This window comes from Mesorhizobium sp. M7A.F.Ca.CA.003.01.2.1, from assembly GCF_003998945.1.
Taxonomy (GTDB): domain Bacteria; phylum Pseudomonadota; class Alphaproteobacteria; order Rhizobiales; family Rhizobiaceae; genus Mesorhizobium; species Mesorhizobium ciceri.
On record NZ_RZRA01000028.1, the window covers coordinates 1 to 14,172 of the forward strand.

Sequence of the window (14,172 nt, forward strand, 5' to 3'; positions counted from 1 at the left end):
GCGCTACACCGCCGATGTCGGCCAGGATCCGGAATTCCCGGATGTTTCGGCCAGGGATGCGGCGGTGCTGCATGAATTGAAGGCGCTTGGCCGGCTTTGACAGGCCGGCCAGCTTGATCGGTGCACAAATGCCACGCCGGGCGGGTGAAAACCGCCCGCGCGTTGCCCTTAACGAGTGGTTGAGGTAAACACGCGAAACTCCGGAAGACAAATTGTCGCCGGATTTCCGTCGCAAGTGCTTGGACGATGGGGACCGGCCACGAGGCTGGTGGCAATCGAGAGGCTGTCTAGAGTGGGACTTTTTGGCATGACCGAGAGATATAATGCGCGCCTGGCGCTGCTGGCGCCGCTTGTCGCGTCGGGCCTCGCTTTGTCCGGCTGCATGGGCTCTCCGACCTACGGCACCGACAAGACCGCCGGCGAACAGCTGGCCGGCGATATTTCAGGCGCCTTTTCATTTGCGCCGAAGCGCAAGGAACAGATCGACTACAAGCCGCGTCCGACGCTTGTAAAGCCGGCGCCCGGCCAGAAGGAAGCGCTGCCGGCCCCGCAGGACAGCATCGAGACGGCGAGCGCCGAATGGCCCGAATCGCCCGAGCAGCGCCGCGCCCGCTTGCGGGCCGATGCCACCGCCCATCAGAACGACCCGGCCTATCAGTCGGAGATCGTCGACGACGTGCAAACCGATCCGGCCTCGGTGAAAAGGGCGATGGCGGAGTCAGGCTCGAGCCACCCGCCGGCATGGACACCGGCCGATTCCGACAAAGGCCGTGCCGCCGAGATCCAGCGTCGCCTCGCCGACAGCAAGCAGGGCGATCCGAACACCCGCAAATATCTGAGCGAGCCTCCAGTGCAGTATCGTGTCGCGGCCGGCACCGCTCCGCAGAACGAGCTTGGCGAGGACGAGTACAAGAAGGAACGCCGTCTCAAGAAAGAGGCGGAAGGCAAGAAGGGCAGCGGCTGGTTCGATTGGCTGTAAGAACACCGAATTGTGTCGCCGGGCGTAGCGCCCGCTTCAGCCGCGCCGCTCCCGAAAAAATCCTTTAAGCAGCAGGCCTGCTTCGGTCTCGCCCATGCCCGGATAGATGTCGGGCGCGTGGTGGCAGGTCGGCGAGGCGAAGAAGCGCACGCCATTGACCACAGCGCCGCCCTTGTCGTCGGCGGCGCCGAAATAAAGCCGGCGCAGCCGGGCGAAGGAAATGGCGCCGGCGCACATGGCGCAAGGCTCCAGCGTCACATAGAGATCGTGCCCGGTCAGCCGCTCGGCCGACAGTTTGCGGCAGGCTTCGCGGATGACCAGCATCTCGGCATGCGCGGTCGGGTCGGCAAGTTCGCGTGTGCGGTTGCCGGCGCTGGCGACAACACCAGCGCCGTTGGCGATGACGGCGCCGACCGGCACTTCGCCTCGCAAGGCGGCAGCTTCGGCCTCCTTCAGCGCCAGCGCCATGAAATCGGGCCGCTTCACGCGATTTCCACTCCGATTATCTCCTCGCCACCTGACGGTGATCCTGTTATGGAGCGCATGACATCGAAAATCGGGACTCGGTTTTCGAAAATGATCATGCGCCACATCAAAAGTGCTACAGCGTTCGTTGCGCGCCCGAAAGGATGCGCCACGCTGTAGCAGCGCAAACGGATAAAGGCCACATGGACGACAACGACAAGAAATTCCGACCCAGGAAGGGGCCGGCCAAGAGTGGGCCGAAAGCCGCGGGACCGCGCAGCCGCGATGGCGCCGCGGGCAAGGGCGGCAAACCGTCCTTTGGCGCCAAGAAACCTTACGCACCGCGTGGCGACCGGCCGATGGCTGCCGATGGCGAGCGGCCGAAGCGCGATTTCAAGGGCGGCGACAAGCCTTTCAGCAAAGGCCCGCGTCCCGAAGGCAAGCCTTTTGAGAAACGCGAGGGGCCGCGCAAGCCCTATGCACCGCGCGGCGATCGCCCAATGGCCGCCGAAGGCGAGCACAAGCCCTATGAAAAGCGCGAAGGACCGCGCAAGCCCTACGCACCGCGCGGCGATCGTCCAATGGCCGCAGAAGGCGAGCGCAAACCGTATGAAAAGCGCGAGGGGCCACGCAAGCCCTATGCGCCGCGCGGCGACCGCCCGGTGGCCGCTGAAGGCGAGCGCAAGCCCTACGAGAAGCGCGAAGGGCCACGCAAACCCTATGCACCGCGGGGCGACCGGCCGGCTGCGGCGGCAGCGGGCGGCGAAAAGCGCTTCGACCGTCCCAAGCGCGATTTCAGTGACCGCGCCCCGCGTGACGCCGTCGATCGCCCAAAGCGTGACTTCAGCGATCGCCCGAAGCGGGATTTCAACGATCGGCCGCAAGGCGCGTCAGGCGGCAGCTTCAAGCCACGCCCGCGTCCCGCCGAGGCTGCGGAAGAGGCAGGCGAGCGCATCGCCAAGCGGCTGGCCCGCGCCGGCCTCGCCTCGCGCCGCGATGCCGAGGAGCTGATTGCCGCCGGCCGCGTCAAGGTCAATGGTCGCGCTCTGACTTCACCGGCCTTCAACGTGATGCCTGATGACATCATCCATCTCGACGGTATGGAAATCCCGCCGATCGAGCGCACAAGGCTGTTCCTGTTCCACAAGCCGGCCGGCGTCGTCACCACCAACCGCGATCCCGAGGGCCGCAAGACCGTCTTCGACGTGCTGCCGGCTGAATTGCCACGGCTGATGACCATCGGCCGGCTCGACATCAACACCGAAGGCCTGCTGCTGCTCACCAATGATGGCGGCCTGTCGCGCGTGCTCGAACTGCCGGCCACCGGCTGGCTGCGCCGCTACCGCGTGCGCGTCCACGGCAAGGTCGAGGAAAGCGCGCTTGCCGGCCTGCGCGAAGGCATCGCCGTCGACGGCGTCTTTTACGGCGCCATCGAAGCGACGCTCGATCGCGAGCAAGGCACCAATGCCTGGCTGACGATCGGCCTGCGCGAGGGCAAGAACCGCGAAGTCAGGAACATCCTGGGTTCGCTCGGCCTCGACGTGACGCGGCTGATCCGTATCTCCTACGGGCCGTTCCAACTCGATGACCTCGCCGAGGGCCATGTGCTGGAAATCAAGGGCAGGGTGTTGCGCGACCAGCTTGGCGAGCGCCTGGTCGAGGAATCCGGCGCCAATTTCGACGCCGATGTCACCAAGCCGTTTTCCAACAAGCCGGTGCGGCGCACCGAAGTTCGCGAGCCGGAGCCGGAACGGCCGAAATTCACCCGCGATGGCGAGCGCCGCCCGATCGGCGAGGGCGGGTTGATCAAGAATCGCAAGCGCCGCGAAGGCAGCCGCGATGAGGCTCTGGGCAAACTGTCGACAAGCCCCGACAGAAACGCTGAGAAGAGTTTTGGCGAACGCGCCCCGCGTCCCGAACGCAGCTTTGGCGACAAGCCGCGCGGCAATTTCGGCGACAAACCGCGCGGTGGCTTCGGCGACAAGCCGCGTGGTGCTTTTGGTGGCAAGCCGGGCGGTGGCAAAAAGTCCGAGCGCGAGCAGCGGCCGATCGAGCCGCCCGGCCAGCGCAAGGCCAATGTCTGGATGGCGCCAGGCGCGCGACCGATCGGCAAGGGCAGGGCCGAAGCTGACGCCGCCAAGGCGGCTGACGCCAAGGCGCGCAAGGCCTCGTTCAAACCGACCTATGGCAAACCGGCCGGTGCAAAGCCGTTCGGCAAGCCGCGCGGCGAACGTCCGGGCGGGGCTGGCGGCGGTGAGCGTCCGCGCAACGGTCCCCGAGGCCCCAAAGCGAGATGAGAATCGTCGGCGGTGAGTTTCGCGGGCGTCCGTTGGCGACGCCGCGCTCGAGCGCCATCCGTCCGACGACCGATCGTACCCGCGAGGCGGTCTTCAACGTGCTGGCGCATCGCTTTGCCGAGCAATTGGACGGGGCACGCGTGCTCGACCTGTTCGCCGGCACCGGCGCGCTGGGACTGGAAGCGCTGTCGCGCGGTGCCTCCTACGGTGTCTTCATCGAGGAATCGGCGGAAGGCCGTGGCCTGATCCGCGACAATGTCGAGGCCTTCGGGCTCACCGGCCGCACCAAGATCTTCCGCCGCGATGCCACCGGCCTCGGCGAGGCCGGCACGCTGGCGCCGTTCGGCCTTGTCTTCGCCGACCCGCCCTATGGCAAGGGCCTTGGCGAGCGCGCCTTGCAGTCGGCCAAAGCCGGCGGCTGGCTTCGCCCCGGCGCGCTGTGCGTGGTCGAAGAGGCCGCGGTGGCGTCCTTCGAGCCAGGCCCCGGCTTTTCGGTGCTGGACGAACGCAACTATGGCGAGACCGTCATCCGCTTCATCGAGGCGGCCTGATACGCCTCGTATCCTTGGCCGGGCATCCATGGGCCGGCCTCTTTGCCGCCGCCTTTGCCGGCAACATGATCAACAAATCACTTTGCTTGTCGCCAGCACCTTGCCTATCGTCTGTCGACAGAACCGGAGCCGTTGATGACATCCAGGATTGAATGGCTGCGGGGAACGCTGTTGGCGACCTCCTTGGCTTTTGTCACGACCAGCCCAGTGCTGGCCGAGAGCCCCGTCTTGCCCAACACGGTTCCGGCCGAGTTCAAGGTCACGGATTTCCTGCTCGACAACGGCATGGAGGTGGTCGTCATTCCCGACCACCGTGCGCCGATCGTCACCCACATGGTCTGGTACAAGATCGGCAGCGCCGACGAGCCGCCCGGCAAATCCGGCATCGCGCATTTCTTCGAACATCTGATGTTCAAGGCAACGACCAACCATGCGGCCGGCGAGTTCGACCGCGCCGTCTCCGATATCGGCGGATCCAACAACGCCTTCACCTCCTATGACTACACCGCTTTCCACGAGACGGTGGCGCCGTCGGCACTCGGGCTGATGATGAGCTTCGAGGCTGACCGCATGCGCAACCTCATCCTCACCGATGATGTCATCAAGACCGAGCGCGACGTCATCCTCGAGGAGCGCCGCTCGCGTATCGACAACAGCCCCGAGGCTGTGCTGGACGAGGAGGTCGATGCGACGCTGTGGCAGAACCAGCCCTATCGCATTCCGGTCATCGGCTGGATGCAGGAGATGCAGCAGCTGAACCGCGTCGACGCCACCGCCTTCTACGACAAATACTACCGGCCCAATAACGCCGTGCTGATCGTCGCCGGCGATGTCGAACCGGACACGGTGCGGGCGCTGGCCGAAAAGACCTATGGCAAGGTGGCGCGCGGCCCCGATCTGCCGCCCCGCATCCGCCCGGTCGAGCCGGAGCAGAACACCAAGCGCACGGTCACGCTCTCCGATGCCCGCGTCAGCGTGCCGAGCTTTTCCACGCAATGGGTGGTGCCGTCCTATCATTCGGGAAAGCCGGGCGAGGCGGAAGCGCTCGACCTCTTGGCGGAGATCCTCGGCGGCGGCAATCGCAGCCGGCTCTACCAGGCGCTTGTCGTCCAGCAAGGTATCGCATCCAGCGCCGGCGCCTTTTTCCAGGGCACCATGCTCGACGACACCAACTTCACCGTCTACGGCGCGCCGCGCGGCGATGCCAGGATTTCCGACGTCGAAGCGGCAGTCGATGCGGAGGTGGTGCGCATCGTCAAGGATGGCGTGACGCCATCGGAACTGGAAAAGGCCAAGGACCGCTATGTCAGGTCGATGATCTTTGCCCGCGACAAGCAGGATTCCATGGCCAACATCTACGGTTCGACGCTGGCCACCGGCGGCAATGTGCAGGACGTCCAGCAATGGACGGACCGCATCCGCAAGGTCACCGCAGACGAGGTCAAGGCGGTCGCCGCGCGCTATCTGGTGCTCGCCCGGTCGACGACCGGCTATCTCTTGCCGCAGCAACAGGCGGGGAATTGATGATGAATTCGATCCCCGTGAGCGAGGCAGCCCCCTCATCCGGCCGCTTCGCGGCCACCTTCTCCCCGCTGGGGAGAAGAGGCTGGCACCATCCCCGGCAACCTCCTCTCCCCTCAGGGAGAGGTCGGATTGCCCCGAATTGCTCTCTTCAATTGGGTTGGCAATCCGGGTGAGGGGGTTCTTTGCCAATGTCCCAATAGCATCGAGCGCGCAGCCATGACCGTCATCACCGCAGCAACCCCTGCCCCGCCCCGCGCCCGCAAGGTCGCCAGCCGCCACCAATGGATCGGCCTGCTCTATGTCGCGCCGGCTGTCGCGCTGGTCGTCGTCTTTTTCCTGATCCCGCTCGGCATGACGGCGTGGATGTCGCTGCACAACTGGCCCCTGATGGGCGAGCACAGCTTTATCGGCCTCGGCAACTATGTCGCCATCCTGCGCGACACCCGGTTCTGGAACGCGCTGCGCTTCACCGCCTACTACACCGTGATCGTCACCATCGCGATCTTCGTGGTGGCGTTTCCGCTGGCGCTGTTCGTCGAGCGGCCGCGGCCGCTGACCAATCTTTACCGGACGATGTTCTTCATGCCGGCGGTTGTCGGCTTTGCCTCGGCCAGCCTGCTCTGGTCATGGCTGTTGAACGTCGATTCCGGCCTGTTCAGCCCGGCCGCCTACGACCTTGGCCTGATCGACAGGAAGTTCAACCTTTTGGCCACCTTCCAGCCGGCCTTCTGGTCGATCATCGCCATGGTCGTCTGGAAGGTCGCCGGCTTCACCATGATCATTCTGATGGCCGGCCTGCAATCGATCCCGCAGGATCTGCAGGAGGCGGCCGTCATCGACGGCGCCGATCCGTTCGCCAGGTTCAGGGCGATCACTTTGCCGCTGATGCGCCGCACGCTGGCGCTGGCCCTGATCCTGTCGGTCGCCGGCTCGATCCTCGCCTTCGACCAGTTCTACATCATCCTGCGCGGCGGCCCACGCAACCAGACGCTGACGGCGGTCTACTGGATCTTCAACCAGTCCTTCGTGTCGTTCAAGCTCGGCTACGGCGCGGCTTTGTCGATGGTGCTGCTGGTGATCCTGGTGGCGCTCAGCCTCGTCCAGCTGTGGCTGCTGCGCAAGCCGGAGGGGCTCGACTGATGGCGCAGGCCGCTTCCCGCAACCGCCGGCTCTTGAGCCGCATCGGCGAGCATTCGACCGGCATCGTCGCCTCGGTGCTGTTTGCCGCGCCGATCGTGTGGGCGGTGCTGTCGGCGTTCAAGCCAGCGGCCGAAGCGCGCCTGCCGCCGCTGCCGCCCTGGCCGACATCAGGCTTCTCGCTGGAGAACTACGCCACGCTCAACAGCTTCGGCGACGGGCTCTGGGTCTCGGCCCAAAACAGCATCTATGTCTCGGTGATGACCGTGGTGCTGTCGGTCGCCGTCAGCGTGCTGGCCGGCTATGGCTTTTCGCGGTTCCGGTTTCCGTTCAAGGACCTGTTCTTCATCCTCATCCTGTCGACGATCATGATCCCGTTCCAGTCGATCCTGACGCCGATCTTCCTGGTGCTGACCAAGCTTGGCCTGCACAACACGCTGACCGGCCTGGTCGGCGTTTATGTGACGCTGCAACTGCCGTTTTCGATCTTCATGATGCGCAACGCCTTCGACGCAGTGCCGCGCGAGATCGAGGAAGCCGCCCGCATGGACGGCGCCGGCAATCTCACCATGCTTTGGAAGGTGATGCTGCCGCTGGTCTGGCCGGGCGTCGTCACCATCGCCCTGTTTGCCTTCCTCGGCGCCTGGAACGAATTCCTCGCCGCCCTCGTGCTGATGACCGACCAATCCAAATTCACGCTGCCAGTGATGATGACCGCACTGCAGTCGGGCCGCTTCGGCGCCATCGACTGGGGCGCGGTGCAGGCGGGCGTCACCGTGATGATGGTGCCGTGCCTCATCCTGTTCCTGGCGCTGCAGCGCTTCTACATCCGCGGCCTGATGGCCGGGGCCGTCAAATAGAATGGAGTAAATTCATGACCGCATCGCCATCCGCAAAAACCGGGAAACCGAAGCTCGCCTTCCGCCCGCTGCCGGTGCCGCAGGTCGACGTGCACGGCTTCTGGGGCGATCGCGCCGACGCTGTCGCCGCCCGCACCGCCGATATCCTTTACGAGCGCTGCGTGGAGGCCCGCATGCTGGAGCAGATCGATCCGGACCGTCCCTCGCCCGGCATAGTCATCCCCTTCCACTCGCCCTCTCCCGACGAAGCCGACCGCCAGGGCGCGGAATTCACCGGATCGACGGTGACCACGCAGATGTTCTGGGATTCCGATCTCGGCAAGACGATCGAGACCGCGGCCTATTCGCTGTACCGGCGCAAGAATCCCGAACTGGAGAAGAAGATCGACGCCGTCATCGACATGTATGGCAGGCTGCAGCAGGAGGACGGCTATCTCTCCAGCTGGTACCAACGCATCCAGCCCGGCAAGCGCTGGACCAATCTGCGCGACTGCCACGAGCTCTATTGCGCCGGCCATCTGATCGAGGGCGCGGTCGCCTACTACCAGGCGACGGGAAAACGCAAGCTGCTCGATATCATGTGCCGCTATGCCGACCACATCGCGTCGGTACTCGGCCCGGAGCCCGGCAAGAAGAAGGGCTATTGCGGCCACGAGGAGATCGAGCTGGCGCTGGTCAAGCTGGCACGGGTGACCGGCGAGCGGAAATATATGGAGTTGGCCAGATACTTCATCGACCAGCGCGGTCAGCAGCCGCATTATTTCGACGAGGAGGCCCGCGCCCGCGGCGCCGACCCGAAGGCCTATCATTTCAAGACCTATGAATACAGCCAGTCGCATATCCCGGTGCGAGAACAGAACAAGGTCGTCGGCCATGCTGTCAGGGCGATGTACCTCTATTCCGGCATGGCCGATATCGCGACCGAATATGGCGATGATACGCTGCGAGCAGCACTCGACCTTCTGTGGGACGATCTCACCACCAAGAGTCTCTACATCACTGGCGGACTGGGGCCGTCGGCGCACAATGAGGGCTTCACCAGCGACTACGACCTGCCCAACGAAAGCGCCTATGCCGAGACCTGTGCGGCGGTCGGCTTGGTGTTCTGGGCCAGCCGCATGCTCGGCATGGGGCCGAACGCGCGCTACGCCGACATGATGGAACGCGCCCTCTACAACGGTTCGATCTCGGGCCTGTCGCTCGACGGCTCGCTGTTTTTCTACGAGAATCCATTGGAAAGCCGGGGCAAGCACAACAGGTGGAAGTGGCACCGCTGCCCGTGCTGCCCGCCCAATATCGGGCGCATGGTCGCCTCGATCGGCAGCTATTTCTACAGCCTGGCCCACGATGCGCTGGCCGTCCACCTCTATGGCGACTCGACCGGGCGCTTCGATATATCGGGCGTCCCGGTGAGCCTGACGCAGGTCAGCAGCTATCCCTGGGACGGCGCCGTCGACATCATGCTCGAACCGCGGGCGCCGGTCGAGTTCACTTTGCACCTGCGCATTCCCGCCTGGAGCGCCAGTGCCGGGTTGAAGATAAACGGCGAAGCCATCAGGCTGGCGGATATCACCAGCGACGGCTACGCCGCGATCAAGCGGACATGGAAAAAGGGCGACAATGTCCGGCTCGATCTCGAAATGCCGATCGAGCGGCTTTATGCCAACCCGCAGGTGCGCCAGGATGCTGGCCGCGTCGCGCTGTCACGCGGCCCGCTGATCTATTGCGTCGAGGCATCAGACAATGACAGCCAGCCGCATCGCCTGACGCTGCCGCGGACGGCCACCATCGAAGCGCAGCACCGGCCGGAACTTCTCGGCGGCGTGGTGACGCTGTCGACCGCGGCACTTGCCGATGTCTCCGACGGCTGGCAGGACGGGCTCTACAGGCCCGAGCCGCCGGCCACCGCCGAGACGCGACTGACCGCCATTCCCTATTTCGCCTGGGACAACCGCGAGCCCGGCGAGATGCTGGTATGGCTCAGGGACGGCTGAACGAGGTCGGTGTATCGGCGATGACCGATCCAAGCTCAGCCGCGGTCGATGCCGCGGTTTCGGGCTTTTGGTCCATATAGCGCAGACGCAGGCGCAGGAATGGCGCCTCGACGCAGGTATAGCTGAGATAGCCGATCGGGATCGTCGCCACGAAGCACAATGCGGACCAGAGGCATGCGACGTAGAAATTGCTGATGCTCATGACATTCGTGTCTATGAACGCTGCCAATTGCATGACGAAGAACAGGTGCAGAAGATAGATCGAATAGCTGTAGGCCCCAGCCTTCTCCAGTACCCTGAACGGCGGGCTTGTTCGCTTTCTCGAAAAGCTCGTGTCGTAGTAGGCGATGCCGAATGAATAGGCTGCCGCCTCCAGGGTCGGCAGGATGATCCATATCCAATGAGGCGACGGATAGCGGCCCAGTTGGTAAAATCCGCCGGCTGCATCGAACCACCAGAAGAACCCCGAAAAAGCCATGAGAACGGCCAGCGCCAGCCAGTGTTGGTTCTTCGCGTGGGCACGCAGGTGAAAGGCAAGAATGCCGGCCAGGAACTGATCCGCATGGCCTATGATGGTTGCGGACGCCGCCGACTGCACTTCGCCGATCTGCACATACAGGACGGACCTCAGCACAATGGCTGCCGCGATGAACAGCAAGGGCGCGAACACAAACCGCCTGGATACCATCAGCAAGAACGGCAGCAACAGGTAGAAGTGCGCTTCGATCGTTATCGACCAGCCGCCATTCGGGAGGGTGGGAAAAAGAAACCCCAATCCGACGCCCGTGAAATACCCGTCGAGGGACTGGCCGGCCACGTACCTGCGGCAGGCCTCGATGCATAGCACGACCAGGAGAAGCGGAAGCAGCCTGAGGGCCCTGTTGGCAAAGAAGGGCAGATAGTTGATCTGCTTTCCATCGAGCAGCTTGGCGAACAGGTAGCCGGAAAGCGCCATGAACAGGGAAACGCCAGTATGCCCTTCATCCAGAACGCTGAAGATAGGAAGAGCCGGCACGAAATCATAAGGCACGGGGCCTTCAGGAGAAGCATGAAGGAAATGCCAGGTAAAGACAAGAAAGGCCGCCAGGCCACGAACATGATCCAGCGCTGGGTAGTGCTCTCCGGTCGAGGATTTCATGATTGGTCCACGCGCACCGTGTCCTGCGCCGGTGTTCAGGTCATCGTTGGCCCAGAACTGTTTTCAATTCATTAAACCTTCACTGCGGAGACTTACGAAATCAGAGATTTGCTTCGCAAGGTGCTGTGGCCTGCAAGCATCCGGAGCCAAACACGACTGAAGCGTGCCGCGTCTGAGCGGATCACTTCTGGGCGGATCACTTCTGGGCGACGGTCAGCCCGATCTCTTCCGCCACCAGTTCCTGCAGCCGCCACAGATTGCGGTCGCGGATGCCGCAGGCTTCGAGGTGGCGGATCGTCTCGAATAGATATTGCGCGCCCGAGCCCCAATGACCGACGGCTGTCACCAGCGTCGCCGCGATCGCCTGCTTGTCGAGCTTGCCGGCATAACGCGGATTGGCGGGATCGACGACGAAACCAATCGCGCGACATGGGCCGCCTTCGGTCCTGACCTGCAGCCAGCGCGGCACGTTGACGGCGGGCAGGATGGTCATTTCGCGGCGCAGCAGCGCTTCGAGGTTGGCCGCCACCGGTTCCGCGATCTCGAACACCATGCCCTGGCACTGGCCGCCGCGATCGAGCGCCATCATCAAGCCGGGCTGCTCGACCGTGCCGCGAAAACGCTGCACCGTGAAGCAGAACGAACGATGCCAGCCGCTGGCCACCGCGCGTTCTCCGCCCCTCACCTCGCCGGCGGGCTTCCACAGCAGCGAGCCATAGGCAAATAGTTTCAGCGGCCCGGCCGGAGCGCCGGCCAGCACCTCGTCGCGGATACGCGCATAGTCGGCATCGGTCATGTGAACCATGCCCGGCGTCGGCCCGGCATCCTCGACAGCACGCATAGTGCGCGCGACCAACGCCTCGGTCAGCGCCATCGGCGTGTTGCGCGGCACGGACTTGCGCGGCGATATGGCAGAAATCGGCTGGTTCATTTCATACCCTCTACCGTCGCCGTCATGTTGCCGAAGGCAGAGGGATTCTCAAGGGTCCATGTGACCGGCGCAAAATTCAACGGCCGATGCCGGGCGGGTGACCCTCCCGCCCGGCATCCAATCATTCTAGTGCTTGGTGCTCTTGCCGCCGATGGGGATGCGCCTCATCTTGTTCTGTGCCTTCTCGGATTTCGGCAAGGTGACGAACAGCACGCCGTTGCGGAAATCGGCAGCGACCTTGTCTTCTTCGACTTCGAAGCCGATCGGAATGCGACGTTCGAAGCGGCCGTAGAATCGCTCGGAGAACTGACGTTCCTTGTCGTCGGTTTCGGCGTGTTTTTCACCGCGCAACGTCAGGACGCCGTCATCGAGCAACACCTCGATGTCCTTTTCCTCCATGCCGGGTATCTCGGCGGTCACGCGGATTTCCTTGTCCGTTTCCGAGATTTCCACGCTAGGCCAGCCACCGCCCGCTGAAGAGAGCCTGCCCAAGGATGGAAGACGTGAACCGAAACCGCGGAACATGTCGTCAACAAGGCGGTTCATCTCGCGATGCAGGCTCATGAATGGGTCCTGATCGCGGTCGCCTGAGAGGGTCTGAACCTGGTTTGGATCGCGACCCCATGGCATCAGATCACGAATGGTCATTGCATTTGCTCCTTTCTTGATCCTGTCTATCGTTCGTTTGCATGCTCTGGTTGCCATGCTCGGACGATGCGCGTCTGCGCCATTGGCGCTCCGGTCCCGTTGGAAACGCCTGGATCAGTGGCGGGGGCTCGCGCACCTGAGCCTGCCCGAAGGCCACCGCCCCTGACCCGCGCGGCGCCCGTGAAGCCGGCGCCTCGTCGGCACTGGTGCGGAGGATTTTGGACTCCGTCGCGGGTGGGTCAAGACCTCGTAATGTAATGTGATTGGTGCATGCAGGTGCCTGCGTCACCGGTGCTGTCCACATCAGTCGTGCCCTTCGATCGGCACTTCGCGAAACAGTGGTCAACCGCCAGCTTGGTGTCTGCTGGACCGGAGCCGCCTCGGCCTCAACGCGCGGCTGGTCGGCTGGATCGGCGGTCTCGAGGACAGGGAACAATGCCGCTGGCAGGCCGTTCTGTTCCTTGCCGGAGGATGCCATGAACGACGCGTCGGCAAAGCCCGCTGGCCCCGTCCTTTCATCGGCGGAGCGCGTCAACACGCTGTCGCATTTTCACCGCGCCGAGATCGCTCGCATGGCGGGATGGCGCGACCGGCTGGACAGGACAACCAACTGGGCAATCACGGTGGTGGCGGCGCTGCTTTCGGTATCGCTGTCGACGGCCAGTGCGCATCACGGCGTGCTGCTTTTCGCCATGCTGCTGATCCTGCTGCTGCTATGGATCGAGGCGCGCCGCTATCGGTTCTTCGATTTCTATCGGGCGCGCGTACGCCAGTTCGAGCGCCACTATTTCGCGCAGATCTTTTCCCCACAGCCCGACTTTGCCTCGGACTGGCTGCTCATCGTCGGGGAAGGCCTACGCGCGCCGAAGTTCCTGCTGTCGCAGCGCGTCGCGCTGGCCCGTCGGCTGCGGCGAAATTACATCTACCTGTTCCTGATCCTCTTGCTGGCCTGGGTGCTCAAGATATCCACCCCCAGCCTTCAAACCGTGGGCGTCAGGACCGGCTTTGCCGGTTCGCTTCGCGAAGCCGTAGACAGCGCCGCCCTTGGCCCCGTTCCCGGTGTGGCGATCGTGGTTGTCGTGGCCGCATTCTATGTCGGGTTGCTTGCCATCGTCTTTTTCACGGCCGATAACGACGGCGAACTGTCCTTTGGCGACGTGCATGTTTGACGTTGATGCCCGGCAACACGCCGCTGCAACGCAAACGGCGGCCCGCGCGCTGAGATGGTCGGTCCGCCGAGACGTTTGAGGGAACGGAACTTCGCGCCTAGATGCCGAAGAACTGCTTGCCAACCATGTAACCCAGTGCCGCCACGACCAGCGGAAACAGCGCCGGCGCGGCTTTGCCCAGAAGGGAGACCTGCGGGTCCTTCGCCGGCGTATGACGTGCATTGCCGAGATTCTTGGTCATTGCTTGCCTCAGGTTCGAAAGACTCATTAGCAAATGCTGATTAACAGCATGACCGCATTAACGGCTTGATAGGAAATCAACTCTGATCAGATGCAAATTCTAATGATCGGCACATGGACGGCAAAGACGCGCTGCCCTATTTGGCGGCGTTCGAAGCATCGACGGGGACGCGCGGCCGTTCGCGGCAATCGACAAAAACACGCCCGAACAACAAGATGGCTCAGGAACTCGATTTAGC

13 protein-coding genes are annotated in these 14,172 nt (G+C 63.7%); 8 read left to right on the top strand and 5 right to left on the bottom strand.

Annotated features, from left to right (window positions below; genetic code table 11):
- The first annotated feature begins 307 nt into the window (after window positions 1-307).
- Window positions 308-979: a hypothetical protein gene (locus EN969_RS02770; protein WP_013532359.1), complete on the top strand. Its 672-nt coding sequence runs from the start codon at window positions 308-310 to the stop codon at window positions 977-979.
- A gap of 36 nt (window positions 980-1,015) precedes the next feature.
- On the opposite strand, the gene EN969_RS02775 is transcribed toward EN969_RS02770, so the two are convergent.
- Complete coding sequence (locus EN969_RS02775) at window positions 1,016-1,465, bottom strand: nucleoside deaminase (RefSeq protein ID WP_013532358.1); 450 nt, start codon at window positions 1,463-1,465, stop codon at window positions 1,016-1,018.
- 182 nt (window positions 1,466-1,647) lie between these two features.
- Between EN969_RS02775 and EN969_RS02780 the strand changes: the two genes are divergently transcribed.
- The 6 genes from EN969_RS02780 to EN969_RS02805 all read left to right on the top strand — a co-directional run bounded on the left by EN969_RS02780 (window position 1,648) and on the right by EN969_RS02805 (window position 9,807).
- The gene (locus EN969_RS02780) at window positions 1,648-3,741 is read left to right on the top strand and encodes a pseudouridine synthase (RefSeq protein WP_063167721.1); all 2,094 of its coding nucleotides are present in this window, start codon (window positions 1,648-1,650) and stop codon (window positions 3,739-3,741) included.
- A complete protein-coding gene (rsmD, locus tag EN969_RS02785) occupies window positions 3,738-4,292 on the top strand; it encodes a 16S rRNA (guanine(966)-N(2))-methyltransferase RsmD (RefSeq protein WP_024504838.1) in 555 nt (184 codons plus the stop codon). Before EN969_RS02780 ends, rsmD begins: the two co-directional genes overlap by 4 nt.
- Before the next feature lie 135 nt (window positions 4,293-4,427).
- Complete coding sequence (locus EN969_RS02790; RefSeq protein ID WP_063167722.1) at window positions 4,428-5,816, top strand: pitrilysin family protein; 1,389 nt, start codon at window positions 4,428-4,430, stop codon at window positions 5,814-5,816.
- A 216-nt stretch (window positions 5,817-6,032) separates the two neighbouring features.
- Complete coding sequence (locus tag EN969_RS02795; RefSeq protein WP_063168669.1) at window positions 6,033-6,956, top strand: sugar ABC transporter permease; 924 nt, start codon at window positions 6,033-6,035, stop codon at window positions 6,954-6,956.
- Window positions 6,956-7,813 carry a carbohydrate ABC transporter permease gene (locus tag EN969_RS02800; protein ID WP_013530524.1) on the top strand — a complete coding sequence of 286 codons (858 nt, stop codon included), beginning with the start codon at window positions 6,956-6,958 and terminating at the stop codon, window positions 7,811-7,813. Before EN969_RS02795 ends, EN969_RS02800 begins: the two co-directional genes overlap by 1 nt.
- A 14-nt stretch (window positions 7,814-7,827) precedes the next feature.
- The gene (locus EN969_RS02805; protein ID WP_063168670.1) at window positions 7,828-9,807 is read left to right on the top strand and encodes a glycoside hydrolase family 127 protein; all 1,980 of its coding nucleotides are present in this window, start codon (window positions 7,828-7,830) and stop codon (window positions 9,805-9,807) included.
- Here EN969_RS02805 and EN969_RS02810 read toward each other — a convergent pair.
- The 3 genes from EN969_RS02810 to EN969_RS02820 form a co-directional block, all read right to left on the bottom strand.
- Window positions 9,794-10,945: an acyltransferase gene (locus EN969_RS02810; protein ID WP_063168671.1), complete on the bottom strand. Its 1,152-nt coding sequence runs from the start codon at window positions 10,943-10,945 to the stop codon at window positions 9,794-9,796. The genes EN969_RS02805 and EN969_RS02810 overlap by 14 nt on opposite strands.
- 196 nt (window positions 10,946-11,141) lie before the next feature.
- A complete protein-coding gene (locus tag EN969_RS02815; RefSeq protein WP_013530521.1) occupies window positions 11,142-11,876 on the bottom strand; it encodes a gamma-glutamylcyclotransferase in 735 nt (244 codons plus the stop codon).
- Window positions 11,877-12,002: 126 nt separating this feature from the next.
- The gene (locus tag EN969_RS02820) at window positions 12,003-12,524 is read right to left on the bottom strand and encodes an Hsp20/alpha crystallin family protein (RefSeq protein WP_013530520.1); all 522 of its coding nucleotides are present in this window, start codon (window positions 12,522-12,524) and stop codon (window positions 12,003-12,005) included.
- A 476-nt stretch (window positions 12,525-13,000) separates the two neighbouring features.
- Between EN969_RS02820 and EN969_RS02825 the strand changes: the two genes are divergently transcribed.
- Window positions 13,001-13,693, top strand: coding sequence for a DUF2270 domain-containing protein (locus EN969_RS02825; protein WP_063168672.1), 693 nt, complete (start codon window positions 13,001-13,003; stop codon window positions 13,691-13,693).
- Window positions 13,694-13,790: 97 nt separating this feature from the next.
- Here EN969_RS02825 and EN969_RS02830 read toward each other — a convergent pair whose 3' ends face one another.
- A complete protein-coding gene (locus EN969_RS02830; protein WP_013530518.1) occupies window positions 13,791-13,934 on the bottom strand; it encodes a hypothetical protein in 144 nt (47 codons plus the stop codon).
- Window positions 13,935-14,172 lie beyond the last annotated feature (238 nt).